The organism is Microbacterium sp. bgisy203 (genome assembly GCF_057706945.1).
In genome coordinates this window covers 153,542-167,662 of sequence record NZ_JBYIPF010000003.1, presented here as the reverse complement: position 1 = coordinate 167,662, position 14,121 = coordinate 153,542, and the positions used below count along the sequence as shown (strand labels likewise).

18 protein-coding genes are annotated in these 14,121 nt (G+C 69.9%); 8 read left to right on the top strand and 10 right to left on the bottom strand.

Features of this window, described 5'->3' with window-relative positions:
- The first annotated feature begins 2 nt into the window (after positions 1-2).
- The 3 genes from aspS to AC3ENQ_RS06640 all read left to right on the top strand — a co-directional run bounded on the left by aspS (position 3) and on the right by AC3ENQ_RS06640 (position 2,461).
- Complete coding sequence (gene aspS, locus AC3ENQ_RS06650) at positions 3-1,358, top strand: aspartate--tRNA(Asn) ligase (protein WP_431802915.1); 1,356 nt, start codon at positions 3-5, stop codon at positions 1,356-1,358.
- Between the two features lie 39 nt (positions 1,359-1,397).
- Positions 1,398-2,189, top strand: a complete 792-nt coding sequence (locus AC3ENQ_RS06645; protein WP_431802913.1) for a tyrosine-protein phosphatase — start codon at positions 1,398-1,400, stop codon at positions 2,187-2,189.
- Between the two features lie 95 nt (positions 2,190-2,284).
- Positions 2,285-2,461, top strand: a complete 177-nt coding sequence (locus AC3ENQ_RS06640; RefSeq protein ID WP_431802911.1) for a YegP family protein — start codon at positions 2,285-2,287, stop codon at positions 2,459-2,461.
- A gap of 3 nt (positions 2,462-2,464) precedes the next feature.
- On the opposite strand, the gene AC3ENQ_RS06635 is transcribed toward AC3ENQ_RS06640, so the two are convergent.
- The 6 genes from AC3ENQ_RS06635 to AC3ENQ_RS06610 form a co-directional block, all read right to left on the bottom strand.
- Positions 2,465-2,767, bottom strand: a complete 303-nt coding sequence (locus tag AC3ENQ_RS06635; protein WP_431802910.1) for a Dabb family protein — start codon at positions 2,765-2,767, stop codon at positions 2,465-2,467.
- The gene (locus AC3ENQ_RS06630) at positions 2,764-3,042 is read right to left on the bottom strand and encodes a glutaredoxin family protein (RefSeq protein WP_431802908.1); all 279 of its coding nucleotides are present in this window, start codon (positions 3,040-3,042) and stop codon (positions 2,764-2,766) included. The genes AC3ENQ_RS06635 and AC3ENQ_RS06630 overlap by 4 nt, the downstream gene beginning before the upstream one ends.
- Positions 3,039-3,329, bottom strand: coding sequence for a rhodanese-like domain-containing protein (locus AC3ENQ_RS06625; RefSeq protein WP_431802906.1), 291 nt, complete (start codon positions 3,327-3,329; stop codon positions 3,039-3,041). Before AC3ENQ_RS06625 ends, AC3ENQ_RS06630 begins: the two co-directional genes overlap by 4 nt.
- A 105-nt stretch (positions 3,330-3,434) precedes the next feature.
- The gene (locus AC3ENQ_RS06620; RefSeq protein WP_003792170.1) at positions 3,435-3,533 is read right to left on the bottom strand and encodes a 30S ribosomal protein bS22; all 99 of its coding nucleotides are present in this window, start codon (positions 3,531-3,533) and stop codon (positions 3,435-3,437) included.
- Positions 3,534-3,615: 82 nt separating this feature from the next.
- On the bottom strand, positions 3,616-3,807 hold the full coding sequence (locus AC3ENQ_RS06615) for a helix-turn-helix domain-containing protein (protein ID WP_431802904.1): 192 nt from the start codon (positions 3,805-3,807) through the stop codon (positions 3,616-3,618).
- Between the two features lie 146 nt (positions 3,808-3,953).
- The gene (locus tag AC3ENQ_RS06610) at positions 3,954-4,367 is read right to left on the bottom strand and encodes an ArsR/SmtB family transcription factor (RefSeq protein WP_431802902.1); all 414 of its coding nucleotides are present in this window, start codon (positions 4,365-4,367) and stop codon (positions 3,954-3,956) included.
- Positions 4,368-4,446: 79 nt separating this feature from the next.
- Between AC3ENQ_RS06610 and AC3ENQ_RS06605 the strand changes: the two genes are divergently transcribed.
- Together AC3ENQ_RS06605 and AC3ENQ_RS06600 are read left to right on the top strand one after the other, a co-directional pair.
- Positions 4,447-5,889 (top strand): TrkH family potassium uptake protein, encoded by a 1,443-nt coding sequence (locus AC3ENQ_RS06605; protein WP_431802900.1) that lies wholly within the window; start codon positions 4,447-4,449, stop codon positions 5,887-5,889.
- An 8-nt stretch (positions 5,890-5,897) separates the two neighbouring features.
- Complete coding sequence (locus AC3ENQ_RS06600; protein ID WP_431802898.1) at positions 5,898-6,569, top strand: potassium channel family protein; 672 nt, start codon at positions 5,898-5,900, stop codon at positions 6,567-6,569.
- A 48-nt stretch (positions 6,570-6,617) separates the two neighbouring features.
- Here the strand turns inward: AC3ENQ_RS06600 and proC are convergent, their stop codons facing one another.
- On the bottom strand, positions 6,618-7,451 hold the full coding sequence (gene proC / locus AC3ENQ_RS06595; RefSeq protein ID WP_431802896.1) for a pyrroline-5-carboxylate reductase: 834 nt from the start codon (positions 7,449-7,451) through the stop codon (positions 6,618-6,620).
- A 97-nt stretch (positions 7,452-7,548) separates the two neighbouring features.
- On the opposite strand from proC, the gene AC3ENQ_RS06590 reads away from it, so the two are divergent.
- A complete protein-coding gene (locus tag AC3ENQ_RS06590) occupies positions 7,549-8,661 on the top strand; it encodes an alpha/beta hydrolase (protein WP_431802894.1) in 1,113 nt (370 codons plus the stop codon).
- A gap of 22 nt (positions 8,662-8,683) precedes the next feature.
- Positions 8,684-8,983, top strand: a complete 300-nt coding sequence (locus AC3ENQ_RS06585; RefSeq protein ID WP_431803323.1) for an alpha/beta hydrolase family protein — start codon at positions 8,684-8,686, stop codon at positions 8,981-8,983.
- On the opposite strand, the gene AC3ENQ_RS06580 is transcribed toward AC3ENQ_RS06585, so the two are convergent.
- Positions 8,872-9,303 (bottom strand): nucleoside deaminase, encoded by a 432-nt coding sequence (locus tag AC3ENQ_RS06580; RefSeq protein WP_431803321.1) that lies wholly within the window; start codon positions 9,301-9,303, stop codon positions 8,872-8,874. The two genes, AC3ENQ_RS06585 and AC3ENQ_RS06580, sit on opposite strands and share 112 nt — an antisense overlap.
- A gap of 151 nt (positions 9,304-9,454) precedes the next feature.
- On the opposite strand from AC3ENQ_RS06580, the gene upp reads away from it, so the two are divergent.
- Complete coding sequence (upp, locus tag AC3ENQ_RS06575) at positions 9,455-10,087, top strand: uracil phosphoribosyltransferase (RefSeq protein ID WP_431802892.1); 633 nt, start codon at positions 9,455-9,457, stop codon at positions 10,085-10,087.
- A gap of 25 nt (positions 10,088-10,112) precedes the next feature.
- Here upp and AC3ENQ_RS06570 read toward each other — a convergent pair whose 3' ends face one another.
- Positions 10,113-10,412, bottom strand: a complete 300-nt coding sequence (locus AC3ENQ_RS06570) for a DUF3467 domain-containing protein (RefSeq protein ID WP_431802890.1) — start codon at positions 10,410-10,412, stop codon at positions 10,113-10,115.
- Between the two features lie 50 nt (positions 10,413-10,462).
- Positions 10,463-14,029 (bottom strand): TM0106 family RecB-like putative nuclease, encoded by a 3,567-nt coding sequence (locus AC3ENQ_RS06565; RefSeq protein ID WP_431802888.1) that lies wholly within the window; start codon positions 14,027-14,029, stop codon positions 10,463-10,465.
- Between the last annotated feature and the right edge of the window lie 92 nt (positions 14,030-14,121).

Here is a 14,121-nt window from a genome sequence, read left to right as displayed (position 1 = left end):
TCGTGAGTGAACGCACCCTCGTCGACCAGCTGCAGGCCCGCGAAGACGGCCCCGTCCGGGTGTCCGGGTGGGTCGAGACCGTCCGCGATCAGAAGAAGGTGCAGTTCGTCATCCTGCGCGATGAGACCGGCGCCGTGCAGCTCGTGAACGCTGCGACCCGGCCCGACCCGGCGGCGGGCTCCGACGGCGCTCCGGAGCAGGATGCCGACGCTCTCGCGCTGACGGCCCTCATCTCCGAGCTGTCCACGGGAACCTTCCTCACGGTGGAGGGCGCCCTCGCGCACGACGAGCGCGTCAAGCTCGGCGGCGTCGAGATCAAGATCGGGAGCCTCGAGGTCGCGGCCGCCGCCCTCCCCGAGACTCCGATCGCCGCCGACAGCGGGCTCGACAAGCGCATGGACTGGCGCTACATCGACCTCCGCCAGCGGCGCAACGCCCTCATCTTCCGCATTCAGACGACGCTCGAGCACGCCATGCGCTCGTACTGGGTCGAGCGCGACTATGTCGAGTTGCACTCCCCCAAGCTCATGTCCACCCCCGCCGAGGGCAACGCCGAGCTCTTCGCGCTCGAGTACTTCGGCGACCAGACCGCGTACCTCGCGCAGAGCCCCCAGCACTACAAGCAGATGGCGCAGGCCGCCGGCTTCGGCAAGGTGTTCGAGATCGGCGACGTGTTCCGCGCCGACCCGAGCTTCACGAGCCGCCACGCGACCGAATTCACCTCGATCGACGCCGAGATCTCTTGGATCGACTCGTACGAGGATGTCGCGCAGATGCAGGAGGAGCTCCTCGTCGCGGCCTTCACGGCGGTGAAGGAGAAGCACGGCGACGAGATCAAGGAACTGTTCGACATCGACGTCGTCGTGCCGACGATCCCCTTCCCGCGCATTCCCCTCGCCGAGGCACGCGAAATCGTCGCGGCGCGCGGCTACGACATCCCTCGGACCGACGGAGACCTCGACCCCGAGGGAGAGCGTCAGATCTCGGCGCACGTCCGCGAGACGTACGGCCACCAGTTCGTGTTCATCACCGACTACCACCCCGAGATCCGCCCGTTCTACCACATGCGCAACGCCGAGACCGGTCTCACGTGCAGCTACGACCTGCTGTTCCAGGGCACGGAGATCACGACGGGCGCGCAGCGCGAGCATCGCGTCGACGTGCTCGAGGCGCAGGCGCTCGAGAAGGGGCTCTCGCTCGAGGGTCTGGAGCACTACCTCGACTTCTTCCGCTACGGCATCCCCCCGCACGGAGGCTTCGGCATGGGCCTCGCGCGCGTGCTCATGCTGATGCTCGGGCAGGACTCGATCCGCGAGGTCACGTTCCTCTTCCGCGGGCCCACCCGCCTCGCCCCGTAGGACACCGCCCTCTCGTGGGCCACTCCCTATGCTGAGGGCATGACCGAGAGCTTCGACGGCCTGCACAACTTCCGCGACACGGGCGGCACCGCGCTCATCGGGGGCGGCGCCACCCGTGAGGGCGTGCTCTACCGCTCCGACGCTCTCAGCGCGCTCACGCCGACGGGCGTCGATCAGTTCTCCGCGAGCCCGATCGGGGTGGTCGTCGACTTCCGGACCCCTCAAGAGCGCCATTCCGCCCCCGATCGCCTCCCCGACGACCGTCCCGTCGAAGTCGTCGAGCTCTCCATCCTCGAGGGCGCGATGGCCGAGATGGCGCAGCGCATCCTGGCATCCGGCGCGCCGCTCACCGCGGACGACGCCGACGAGATCGCCGCGAGTCTGCCGACCCTCGACGCCCTCTACATCGGCATGCTGCAGCACGGCGGCGCAGCCTTCGCCGAGGTCGCTCGCTTCGTCTCCCGATCGGCCGACGACGCGCCGACGGCGGTCCTCGTGCACTGCACGGCGGGCAAGGACCGCACCGGCGTCGCGACGGCGCTGCTGCTCGACGCCGTCGGCGCCGAACGCGCGGCGGTCGTCGAGGACTATTCCGCGTCTCAGGCGAACCTTGCCGGCGAGTGGGCCGACGGAATGCTCCAGATGATCTCGTCCTTCGGCATCCCGCTCACCCCGGAGCTCCAGACCCTCGTCACCGGGAGCCCCGCCGAGGCGATGGAGAAGACCCTCGGCTGGATCGACACGACTTACGACGGCTCCGCCGCCTACCTCCGCGTCGGCGGCCTGAGCGAGGCGGAGCTCCTCGCGCTGCGCGAGCGCCTGCGCGCCTGACCGCCCTCACGCCGCCTTCCCTCCCCACCCGCGACGGCGCTAGCGTGAGAGCGTGCGCGCACCGTGGCCGCACACCGTGATCGAAGGGGACGGCGATGGCCGGGAAGTTCGAGCTCTACACCGACAAGGGTGGTCACTGGCGCTTCAACCTGGAGGCGTCGAACGGACAGGTCATCGCCTCGAGCGAAGGCTACAACTCGAAGGATGCCGCGAAGAACGGCATTGAATCGGTGCGCAAGAACGCGCCCGACGCGCCCGTCGTCGAGCTCTGACGCTCAGACCCCGAAGTCGACGGCGACGCGGTCGGCCCGGACCGAACCGATGAACGCGGCGACCTCCTCGTGCACGGGGTGCACGGCGTAGGCGGCGAGTCCTTCGGCGTCGTCGAAATCGGCGACGAGCACGAGATCCCAGTTGTCGCCGGGGAAAAGCGTGTTCGCCCCCGCGCTCATGGCGCGCAGGCTCGGCACCACGCCCAGAAGCGCGTTCAGTCGTGCTGCGGCATCGGCGGCGTGGGCGGCACGGGTATCGGCATCCTCGGCCGCCATCCGGAAGGCAACGACGTGACGCAGAGTCATCGGTTCTCCGTTTCGGTAGGTTCGGATGCCGCGGTCAGCGCGGTCCGCAGCCGGGCGGCATCCACGCGCCAATGCGCGTGCAGACGGCCATCGATGAGCACGACCGGGATCTTCTCCCACCACGTGGCGTAGAGCGCCGGATCGTCGAGGATCGAGAGCTCCTCGACTTCGACCTCTCCCTCGTCATCGATCTCCGCGACGACGGTGTCGACGATCTCACGCGCGACCTCGCACAGGTGGCAGTCGGGCTTGGAGATGAGGGTGAGAGTGGTCACTCGACCGGGCGACCCGAGGCGATCCACTCGCCCGTGCCGCCTTCGACGTTGGTCGCGTCGTAGCCGCGGGCCTCGAGCGCCTCGACGGCGCGAGCCGAGCGGCCGCCCGCCTGGCAGATGACGTCGAAGGCCTCGGACGGCAGCTTGTCGAGGTTCTCGCCGAGCGTCGACAGCGGCACGTTGATCGCGCCGGGCACGTGACCGGCTGCGAACTCGTCGGTCTCACGCACGTCGATGAGGGGCGTGTTCTCGCGAGACGCGAGCTCGGTGACGGTGATCGTCTTCATGGACGTTCCTCTCGCAGATCGGGTTTCTCGATCACGACGCGTCGGACGCGCCGCAGACACGAAGCGCCCGTCCGCTCGGGACAGGCGCTCGGTGTCGTTCGCCGCTTACTTCTTGTTGCGACGCTGGTGGCGAGTCTTGCGAAGCAGCTTGCGGTGCTTCTTCTTCGCCATGCGCTTGCGGCGCTTCTTGATGACAGAACCCACGGAAAACCTCACTATGTCAGGGGTCTGGACGCGGATCTTTCGCGTCCGGGAACGGGCACCACGAAAATGCCCTCGGAACAGTCTAGCCGACGTCGGCGATGGGGCGTTGCAGAGCCTCGGTGACCGCCTCTTCGGGCACGCGGTAGCTGCGCCCGAAGCGCACGGCGGGAAGCTCGCCGGAGTGCACGAGGCGGTACACGGTCATCTTCGAGACGCGCATGAGCTCGGCCACCTCGGCGACCGTCAAGAAACGCACGTCGGACAACTCAGCCATGATTCCACTCCCCCCAGCATCGGCGGAGGGCCGATGACTGCCGAAAATCCCCCGCGACCAGCGTAGACGGTGGCTGGGACACGTGTAAACCTCTGTGAATGCTGTGACCGCGCGGGCCCGGCACGATCACATGCCGAGGGTGTGCGTCAGCGTCCGGGGATCCTCTTGAACATGCTGTCGAACGCATGCTTCGTGGATGCCGCAGCGCGCCCGACCAGATCGGCGGCGGCCGCGGCCGAGTCGGGCAGGGTCGACACGGTGGCGGCGGCATCCGCAGCCGCGATTCCATCGTCGAAGAACGGCACGAGCCAGTCGTCCACCTCGTCGAGGGGCCCGACCGACAGGCTGTAGTAGCGGTGTTGCCCTTCCTCGCGCACCGAGACGAGTTCGGCCTCGCGCAGCACCTTGAGGTGCTTGGAGACGGTGGGCTGGCTGACACCGAGGTCGGCGACGATGTTCGAGACGCTCGTGCCGTGCTCGCCGGCCGCTCCGCGCTCGCGCAGCAGCTGCAGGATGTCCCGACGGGTACCGTCGGCGATCACGTCGAAGATGTCCGCCATGAAGGTAGGTTAGCCCGCGGCGCGCCCCGAGTACCATGACAACGACCGAGCGGGACCGGAACCAGGCGAGGAGGCGGCCATGACGGACGATTCCGTCGCCGTCCGCGTACGCCGGCGCCTCGCCGATGCGGGCACCGCGGTGGGGCACGGAGCCCGAGAGTTCGCGATGTCCTCACCCTCCCGCTTCGCGGTGCTGATCTTCTCGGCGCTCATCCTCGTGTTCACCGCCCTGTTCTCGCTTCCGGCGGCCTCCGCGACCGGCGAGCGCACCCCCTTCGCCGACGCCCTGTTCACCGCCGTCTCGACGATCTGCGTCACGGGCCTGTCGACCGTCGACATGGCCACGCACTGGTCGGCGTTCGGGCACGTGCTCGTCTACATCGGCGTGAACGTGGGCGCGATGGGTGTGCTCACCCTGGCATCCATCCTGGGTCTGGTCATCTCGAAGCGCCTGGGCCTGCGAGCCAAGCTCTTGGCGGCGGGAGACACCAACCCGATGCGCGCCCACCGCGGCCCGGTCAACGAAGGCCAGACGGTGCGGCTCGGCGAGGTCGGACAGCTGCTGTCGACCGTCGCCCTCTCGACTCTCGTGATCGAGGCCGTTCTCGCGATCCTCATCTACCCGTCGCTGCTCATCAACGGCGTTCACCCGGTGACGGCTCTCTGGGAGGCGCCGTTCTACTCCGCAATGGCCTTCACGAACACGGGCTTCACCCCCAACGCCGGCGGACTCACGCCGTTCGCCGGCGACTACTTCTTCCTCACGATGCTCATGGTCGGCGTCTTCCTCGGATCGATCGGATTCCCGGTCATCTTCACGCTGTGGCGCCACCACCTGCACGTACGCCGCTGGTCGCTGCACACGAAGCTCACGCTCATCACGACCGTCATCCTCTTCTTCGTCGGCGCGGCCGTCTTCCTGCTCCTCGAGTACGCCAATCCGCGCACGTTCGGGAGCATGGATGCCTGGAACAGCACGTTCCAAGCGTTCTTCCTGTCCGCCATGACCCGATCCGGCGGCTTCTCGCTCATCGACATCGGCGACCTCAACGGGTCGTCGCTCGTCGTGGGGTCGATGCTGATGTTCGTCGGCGGCGGCTCGGCATCCACCGCCGGCGGAATCAAGGTGACGACGCTCGCCGTCCTCGCTCTCGCCGTCTGGTCGGAGGCGAAGGGCCGCCCCGCCGTGCAGGCGTTCGGGCGCCGCATCCCGAGCGATGTACAGCGCGTGGCCCTCTCGGTCGTCGCGTGGGGGTCGACGATCGTCGCCATCTCCACCGTCACGATCGGACAGATCACGCAGGCACCGATCGAAGAGGTGCTCTTCGACGTGATCTCCGGGTTCGCGACCGTCGGCCTGTCGACCGGGCTCACCGCGACGCTCCCCGACCCTGCCGTGTACGTCCTCGCCCTGACCATGTTCATGGGGCGCGTTGGTACAGTGACTCTCGCCGCGGCCGTGGCCGCGACGAACCGTTCGCAGCACTATGCGCTGCCCGTCGAGAGGCCCATCGTTGGTTGAGCAGCGCCGTGGTTGAACAACTCAGGAGCGACGCTCCCGTCCTCGTCATCGGCCTCGGCCGGTTCGGTGCCGCGTGCGCCGGCGAGCTCGACCGGCTCGACCGGGAGGTGCTCGCGATCGACGAGAGCCTTGACCTCGTGCAGAAGTGGTCCGAGCGCGTCACCCACACGGTGCAGGCCGACGCGAAGAACATCGAGGCGCTCAAGCAGATCGGGGCGCAGGACTTCCAGGTCGCGGTCGTCGCGGTCGGGTCGTCGATCGAGGCATCCGTCCTCATCACGGCGAACCTCGTCGACCTGAAGGTGCCGCAGATCTGGGCGAAGGCCGTCTCGCAGTCGCACGGCAAGATCCTCGCCCGGGTCGGCGCGAACCATGTCATCTACCCCGAGCGCGAAGCCGGCGAGCGCGTCGCGCACCTCGTGTCGGGCCGCATGCTCGACTTCATCCGGTTCGACGACGACTTCGTGCTCGCCAAGATGTATCCGCCGAAGTTCATTCGCGGCATCAAGCTCTCGGAGTCTGGCGTGCGCACCAAGTACAACGTGACCGTCGTCGGCGTGAAGAGCCCGGGCAAGCCGTTCCGCTACGCCGAGGCCGACACCATCGTCACGAACCACGACCTCATCATCGTGTCGGGGACGAACTCCGACATCGAGCGCTTCGCCTCGCTCGACCGCTGAGCGCGGCCGTACCATCGCGCCTCGCGGGCGTCAGGCGCCGGAGGCGAGTCAGGCGCCGGAGGCGAGTTCGCGGGCCCGGGCCAGCGCGGCATCCGTCGCCTCGGAGAAGATCCCGGCGAGGTTCGCGCCCTGCAGCACCGCGAGCGCGCGCTCGGTCGTGCCCTTCGGGCTCGTCACCTGGCGACGCAGCTCGGCCGGGTCCTCTCCCGTCGCGTCGAGCAGGGCTGCCGCGCCGATGAAGGTCTGCTCGGCCATGAGGCGCGCGTCGGCGTCGGAGAATCCCTTGCCGCGTGCGGCCTCGGTGAGGTCCTCGATCAGGAGGTACACGTACGCCGGGCCCGAGCCCGAGATCGTCGACAGCGCGTCGATCTGGTCTTCGGGCACCTCGATGACCACGCCGCACGTCTCGAACAGGTCGCGCACGCGCGCGAGGTGGTCGGCGGATGCCGCGGATCCGCCCGCGATCCCGGTCACCGCCTTGCCGACCACGGCAGGGGTGTTGGGCATGGCGCGAACGACCGGGACGCCCTCGCCGACGATCGACTCGAAGGTCTCGATCGTGACCCCCGCCGCGAGGCTCACGACGATCGCGCCGGGCCGCAGCACGGGCGCGATCTCGCGCAGCAGGTCGGGCACCATGACGGGCTTCACGCCGATCAGGACGATGTCGGCTGAAGCCGCGGCGGTGAGGTTCGCGTCGGCATCCTCTTCGAGCGCGAGGCTCGTCACACCCGCGAGGTCGGCGAGCACGGCGGCCTTCGCGGCGGTGCGGTTCGTGACGGTCACCTCGGGGGCGAGACCGGAGCGGACGAGGCCCCTCAGGATCGCGCCCCCCATCGAGCCGGCACCGAGGATCGCGATCGTGGGGAGGGTGTGGGGCATGGCTCCATCCTAGAAGCTGGAACCCGGATGCGGCCCAGACCCGACAGACACCTGAGAGTCGATTCAGGTGCAATCGGTGCGGGGGTAGGATGCCGTCATGACCCTCCTGGACGGCATCACCTCGCGGCTCATCGACACGGACCGGCTGACCGTGAACATCCTCGAGCGCGCCGGAGACGACGCCGAGACGACTCCCGATCACACGCTCGTGCTGATCCACGGCAACGTCTCGTCGAGCCTGTTCTGGCAGGAGCTCATGCAGGACCTTCCCGCAGAGCTGCGTGTCATCGCGATCGACCTGCGCGGGTTCGGCGGCACCGAGAGCCTGCCCGTCGACGCGACGCGCGGCGTCCGCGACTTCAGCGACGACGTGCACGCCACCCTCACGGCGCTCGGCATCGAGACGGCACACTTCGTGGGCTGGTCGATGGGCGGCGGCGTCGTCATGCAGTACGCCCTCGATCACCCGGTGCTCTCCCTCACCCTCCAGGCACCCGTCTCGCCCTACGGGTTCGGCGGCACGCGGCGCGACGGGTCGCGCCTCACCGATGACGACGCGGGGTGCGGGGGCGGGGGCGCGAACCCCGACTTCGTGCAGCGCCTCACCGATCGGGATATGAGTGACGACGCGCCGTCGTCGCCGCGGAACGTCTTCCGCACCACCTACGTCGCCCCGGGCTACACGAGCGATCACGAAGACATCTGGATCGAGTCGATGAACACGACCTCGACTGCCGAGGGGAACTACCCCGGCGACGGGGTCGAGAGCCCGAACTGGCCCGGTTTCGGTGCGGGGAAGATCGGCGTTCTCAACACGATGGCACCGCGCTACTTCGACACGAGCGGCATCGTCGACCTCGCGGTGAAGCCGCCGATCCTGTGGGTGCACGGCACCGCCGACGCGATCGTGTCGGATGCCTCGTTCTTCGACCTCAACCAGCTCGGCGTCGCCGGGGTCATTCCGGGGTGGCCGGGTGAGGAGGTCGCGCCCGCGCAGCCGATGATCTCGCAGACGCGCGACGTGCTGGATGCCTATGCCGCCGCCGGCGGCGAGGTCACCGAGCTCACTCTCGAAGGCGTCGGTCACTCGCCGCACCTCGAGCGCCCCGCCGAGGTGCGCCGCGCGATCCTCGCGCTGATCGGTTACATCGGGAAGACCGTGTACCCCGCGCCGCCGACCGAGACGATCATCATCAGCTCGTCCGACTGAGCGCGCGGCATCCGTGCTGATCATGCACGGGGACTCCGACAACACCGTGCCCGTCGCGTGGACGCGGTCGCTGATCGACGAGCTTCGCGCCGCGGACGTGGACGTGTCCGACTGCATCCTCTCGGGCCGAGGTCACGGTCTCGAGAGCGTGCGCGACCCCGAGGGGGAGATCGCGCCGTCACGGGCGATCGCGTTCCTCGCGTCGATCGCTCAGCGCCGGGCGTCGAAGAAGGTGCGCAGGAGCGCCTGCGCCTCGGGCTCGGCGACGCCGCCGACGACCTCGGCGCGCACGGGGAGACGCCGGTCGCGGAGCACGTCGTAGACCGAGCCGGCAGCCCCGGCCTTGTCGTCCCACGCGCCGAAGACCACCCGCCCGACGCGCGCCTGCAGGATCGCTCCGGCGCACATGAGGCACGGCTCGAGGGTGACGGTGAGGGTGCAATGCTCGAGATTCCACGAGCCGGTGGATGCCGCCGCTGCGCGGAGCGCGACGATCTCGGCGTGCGCCGTGGGGTCGCCCGTCTCTTCGCGGAGGTTGCGACCTTCGCCGATGATCGCGCCCGCGGCATCCGTCACGACTGCTCCCACCGGGATCTCCTCAGCCGCCGCGGCCTCCGCACCGAGCGCGAGCGCGCGTCGCATCGCTGCGGCGTCGGCGGGCGGGATCGGCAGGCTCACGCGACCAGCGTACGGGCCGCGGGAGCTCCCACCTCGATTGCCCGCGCCGACGTAGGCAGCCGCGCGGGCCGCGCCGACGTAGGCAGCCGCGCGGGCCGCGCCGTAGGCTGAGGTCATGCGCGTGCACGTGGCCGACCACCCCCTCATCACCCACAAGCTGACGGTGCTGCGCGACGAGCGCACCCCCTCACCGGTGTTCCGTCAGCTGACCGAAGAACTCGTGACGCTGCTCGCCTACGAGGCGACGCGCAATGTCCGCGTCGACGAGGTCGAGATCCAGACGCCCGTGACGACCACCACCGGTGTCCGCATCTCGGAGCCGCGGCCGCTCGTCGTGCCGATCCTGCGCGCCGGGCTCGGCATGCTCGACGGGATGGTCAAGCTCCTCCCGACCGCCGAAGTCGGCTTCCTCGGCATGGCCCGGAACGAAGAGACCCTCCAGCCGTACACGTACGCGGAGCGACTGCCGGAGGATCTGAGCGACCGCCAGTGCTTCGTGCTCGACCCGATGCTCGCGACCGGCGGGTCGCTGGGGGCTGCGATCGATTTCCTCTTCGCGCGCGGCGCGCAGGACGTCACCGCGATCTGCATCCTCGGGGCGCCCGAGGGCGTGGCGAAGATCGAGGAGCAGGTGGGCGATCGCGACGTGACGCTCGTCCTCGGTGCGCTGGACGAACGTCTCAACGACAAGGGCTACATCGTGCCCGGACTCGGGGATGCCGGAGACCGCCTCTACGGCACGGTCTGAGCCCTCTTCGCCCCGCCGAGGCCACTCAGGCGCCGGCGCGGTGCCCTGTCTCCTGCTCCCAGAACTCGAGCTGCTGCGTCAGCGCCTTTGCGAGTTCGAACACCTGCTGGGGAGGGATCCGCACCCGCTGGACGACACGCCCCGGGACGATCGTCACGGGGTTGCCGTCGGCGTCGGACCCGGCCTGCGGGGGCCGCGCGAGTGACACGAAGTCCATCACGAAGACGTCCTGCGTGTGCCAGACGTTCGCGAAGTCGGCGTAGCTGCCCGTGACCGCCTCCGGCGGAAGCTCGATCTCGAACTGGCGCGGTGCGTCGTCGGCCATGGTGTCCCCCTCGTCGGGTCGTCGTCGGGCTATCGCGAGTCTAGAGCGGTTCAGGCGGCGCCGACGAGACGCGCGAAGGCGCTCAGGCGGGTGACGCCGTCGGGCGTGCGCGGCAGATCGTCGAGCAGTCCCGTGCCGTAGACGATGTAGGCGGTGTGCTCGGCGCGCGAGATGGCAACGTTCAGCCGGTTCTGCAACAGCAGGAACTCCAGTCCGCGCGGCGCGTCGCGTCCCGACGACGCCGCGAGCGACACGATCGCGACGGCCGCCTCCTGACCCTGGAACTTGTCGACCGTCCCGACGGGCACCGCACCGAAGCCGGCGTCCGCGAGCGCCTGCTCGACCACCACCTGCTGCGCGTTGTACGGCGTCACGACGATGATGTCGGATGCCGCGAGCGGCCGCGGCGGCACGTCCTCGCCCGACACCCACGGCCGCCCGACGAGATCGCGGACGATCGCGACGACGGCATCCGCCTCTTCGGGTGACGATGTGGAGTTGCCGGTGTGCCCGAGCGCGACCGGGACCACGCCCGGTGCGACGCCCTCGAGGTGGCGCGCCGACGTCGAGGGGTGCGCCGCGAGCCGGCCCTCGTAGGAGAGCTGGGAGACGGGCTCGGCGACCTCGGGCCGCATCCGTCGCGTCTGCGCCAAGAAGTAGCCGCGGTCTTCGGGGATGACGGCCGCGCCGTCCATGACCCAGCCGAGGGCAGACGTGTCCACGGGCTCGGGGTGCGTCCCCTGGCTCACCTGCGGCAACTGCTGCGGGTCGCCCAGAAGAAGCAGGCGCTGCGCCGCAACGGACACCGCGATGGTCGACGCGAGCGAGAACTGGCCCGCCTCGTCGATCACGAGCAGGTCGAGGCTCCCGCGCGGCACGCGGCGCGGGTGCGAGAGGTCCCAGGCGGTCCCCCCGATGACGTAGCCTTCGGGGTGCTCGGCGGCGAACGCGGCGTACCCGTCCTTCGCGATGGCGGTGAAGGTCGCCTCACCCGTGGCGCCGGACTTCTGCGCCTTCGCGACCTGCTCGGCCGGCACCCCCGCCGCGACGATGCGGTCGAGCATGTTCTCGACGACCGCGTGCGATTGGGCGACGACGCCGACCTTGTAGCCGCGCTCCGCGACGAGCCGGGTGATGACGTGGGAGCCGACGTAGGTCTTGCCGGTCCCCGGAGGGCCTTGGACGGCGAGGTAGCTGTGGTCGAGGTCGTCGACGGCCCGCGTGATGTCCGCGACGTCATCGCCCGAGCCGCGCGCGAGCACCCCGGACCGTGTGCGGGGCGCTCGTCGGAGCAGCAGGTCGGTCGCGGCGTCGTGCGGGAAGGCGGGTTCGGATGCCGGGGCTGCGGCGATCACGGCATCGGCCCACTCGTCGATCGCCACCTGCTGGCTGCCGGCCTTCGGCGGCGCGGGCGGTGTGAGGGCGATCGGCAGGTCCTGCCAGGTGAATCCCTGGACCGCGTTCTCTTCGATCACGACGCCGTCGTCGAGCGTGTCGATCACCCGCACGGTGCGGTGCACGTGGATCCAGCGCGTGCTCGTCTCGACCGGGAACGGCGCCGGCAGCTCGTAGAGGACGAAGGGTGCCGTGCCGGCGGAGAGCTTCGTGCCGGGGGCGAGGTCGCCGCGCAGCTCCACCACGCGGCGCTGCGCGCGCGCCCCCTCCGGGATGTGCCAGTCGGTGAGCACGCGGGAGCGGTCGTGGTCGAAGACGACGACGTCGCGCGTGTCCTCCCAGATCGAGACCGGCTCGCGCAGCCGCAGGAAGTGCGTGGCCCAGAAGGTCTTCGCCTCGCGCGGGTAGTAGTCGATCGCCGCCGACCCGAGCCGGAGCGCGGCGACGGCCGCCTCGTCGGGGTCGGGCGCGGACGCGGCATCCGTCGCCAACCGGGCGAGCGCGTCGGCACGGGGCGAGGGCTCGTACGCCGCCTCGCTCTGGTCGATGTCGGCCGACGGAGTCAGGTGCGCGTCGCGCGCACGGTCGACGAGCCAGTCTCGCAGGCGCCGCGTCGACACGCAGTCGTAGCGGTTGTAGTCGGCGAGGTCGGCGAGCACCGCCTCGCCCTCCTCAGCGCGGCCGGCGTCGATGAGGCCGCGCGCCTCGACGTACTTGACGATCGAGTCGTCGCCGCGTTGCACGTCGCTCGTGCGCACCTCGTCGCCCATGTAGAGCGGCTCGAGCTTCTTGATCGAGTACGACCGCGACCCGACGCGCAGGGCGCGCCGGACGATCGGGTAGAGGTCGACGAACACCCCGTCGCGCAGCAGGGTGTCGACCTCGGCCTCGCGCGTGCCGTAGCGCGCCGCCATCGCGAGCAGGTGGGTCGTCTCGTAGGGGGCGTAGTGGTAGATGTGCATGCCGGGGTGCGCGGCGCGGCGCAGCGCGACGATGTCGAGGAAGGTCTCGAGGGCGGCGCGCTCGTCGGCGAAGCTGTGCGCCCAGAGGGCCGTGTACTGCTCCCGGTCATCGACCCACCCGAAGAGGTAGTCGATGCCCCACTGCGGCACCCCACCGGCCGGCGGGGTCTCGGTGTACAGCGGATCGCCTTCGAAGTCGAAGAACATGTCGCCGTGATCGGGGCGGGGCAGAGCACCGATCGCCGTCGGGAAGACGACCTCGAACGTCGGCACCGGGTGCGTCTCCGCTCCCCCGACCGCGGCATCCGGGGCCTCTACCCCCTCGCGCGGCGGTACGCCGCCCGCGGGACTCTCCAGCTGCAGCCGAGCCTGCGTGCGAAGACCCGAGAACGTGTCCCACGACATCGGATCGGGAGCCTCGCGTGCCGCGGCGAGGTCATCGATCGTCCGGATGCCGGCGGCGCGGAGCCGCTCGCGCTGCACGGGTCGCATACCCGCCACCAACAGCAGATCGCGATGCTCGACGACCTCGGCATCGCACGTGGCGCAGCGGCCGTCGGCAACGACGTGCAGCGCCCCGCGATCATCGCCCCACGCGATCGGCTCCCCCGCCGCCCCGGCCGCGAGATCGCGGTCGGCGATGAGCGCGCGAAGCCGCTCGCGGCGCAGTCGGAAGACGGGCATGATGTCACGGACGGCGTGCACCGAGGTGGTGCCGTCGCCCAGGAGCAGCTCCACGCGATCGCTGTGCGGCACACCCAGGCGGTCGAGCTGGTCGACGTATGCCGCCAGCTGCATGAGCGCGGTGACCCGCGCCCGGCGGGCGAGCTTCGTATCCTGCACGATCCACCGTCCGTCTTCGCCGCGCAGCAGGAAGTCGGCGAAGCCGACGAACTCGTCGGTCGCGAAGACGGCCTGGTAAATTACGGCGACGTCGGGGTCGGAGAGCGCGGCGTTCGTCGCGGCGACGGCGGCGGCGATGCCCTCGGCATCCGACGACCGGGTCTGCGGCAGCTCGACCACGCGCCCCGGATACTCCTCGCGATACGCCTCGAGCCGGCGCAGCTCGTGCTGGTCACCGAGCCGGGCGGCGCGCTCGAGGGTCAGGTCTTCCGGTTCCTCGACGAGCAGAACGCGCCCGAGCTTCGCGTCGATCTGCCGCAGCCACGCGAACTCGCACTCGGCCGCCGCCTTCAGATCGCTCGCGCTCCAGACGATCCGCGGCAGCGCTCCGGCCCCGTCTCCTTCGATGTATCGCATGTCACCCTTCCGCGATCGACACTAGACGGGGGGTCGGACGTTTCGACTCGTGAGCTCGCTCAACGACCGGAGGGAGGTGTCAGACTGGACCC

What these genes read in the sequence shown, in the direction of transcription:
- AC3ENQ_RS06640 (WP_431802911.1), top strand. Translation starts at nt 2,285, where the DNA reads ATGGCCGGGAAGTTCGAGCTCTACACCGACAAGGGTGGTCACTGGCGC.
- upp (WP_431802892.1), top strand. Translation starts at nt 9,455, where the DNA reads ATGCGCGTGCACGTGGCCGACCACCCCCTCATCACCCACAAGCTGACG.
- AC3ENQ_RS06615 (WP_431802904.1), bottom strand. Translation starts at nt 3,807, where the DNA reads ATGGCTGAGTTGTCCGACGTGCGTTTCTTGACGGTCGCCGAGGTGGCC.
- AC3ENQ_RS06605 (WP_431802900.1), top strand. Translation starts at nt 4,447, where the DNA reads ATGACGGACGATTCCGTCGCCGTCCGCGTACGCCGGCGCCTCGCCGAT.
- AC3ENQ_RS06585 (WP_431803323.1), top strand. Translation starts at nt 8,684, where the DNA reads ATGCACGGGGACTCCGACAACACCGTGCCCGTCGCGTGGACGCGGTCG.
- AC3ENQ_RS06645 (WP_431802913.1), top strand. Translation starts at nt 1,398, where the DNA reads ATGACCGAGAGCTTCGACGGCCTGCACAACTTCCGCGACACGGGCGGC.
- AC3ENQ_RS06580 (WP_431803321.1), bottom strand. Translation starts at nt 9,303, where the DNA reads ATGCGACGCGCGCTCGCGCTCGGTGCGGAGGCCGCGGCGGCTGAGGAG.
- AC3ENQ_RS06590 (WP_431802894.1), top strand. Translation starts at nt 7,549, where the DNA reads ATGACCCTCCTGGACGGCATCACCTCGCGGCTCATCGACACGGACCGG.
- AC3ENQ_RS06570 (WP_431802890.1), bottom strand. Translation starts at nt 10,412, where the DNA reads ATGGCCGACGACGCACCGCGCCAGTTCGAGATCGAGCTTCCGCCGGAG.
- AC3ENQ_RS06610 (WP_431802902.1), bottom strand. Translation starts at nt 4,367, where the DNA reads ATGGCGGACATCTTCGACGTGATCGCCGACGGTACCCGTCGGGACATC.
- AC3ENQ_RS06625 (WP_431802906.1), bottom strand. Translation starts at nt 3,329, where the DNA reads ATGAAGACGATCACCGTCACCGAGCTCGCGTCTCGCGAGAACACGCCC.
- AC3ENQ_RS06565 (WP_431802888.1), bottom strand. Translation starts at nt 14,029, where the DNA reads ATGCGATACATCGAAGGAGACGGGGCCGGAGCGCTGCCGCGGATCGTC.
- AC3ENQ_RS06635 (WP_431802910.1), bottom strand. Translation starts at nt 2,767, where the DNA reads ATGACTCTGCGTCACGTCGTTGCCTTCCGGATGGCGGCCGAGGATGCC.
- proC (WP_431802896.1), bottom strand. Translation starts at nt 7,451, where the DNA reads ATGCCCCACACCCTCCCCACGATCGCGATCCTCGGTGCCGGCTCGATG.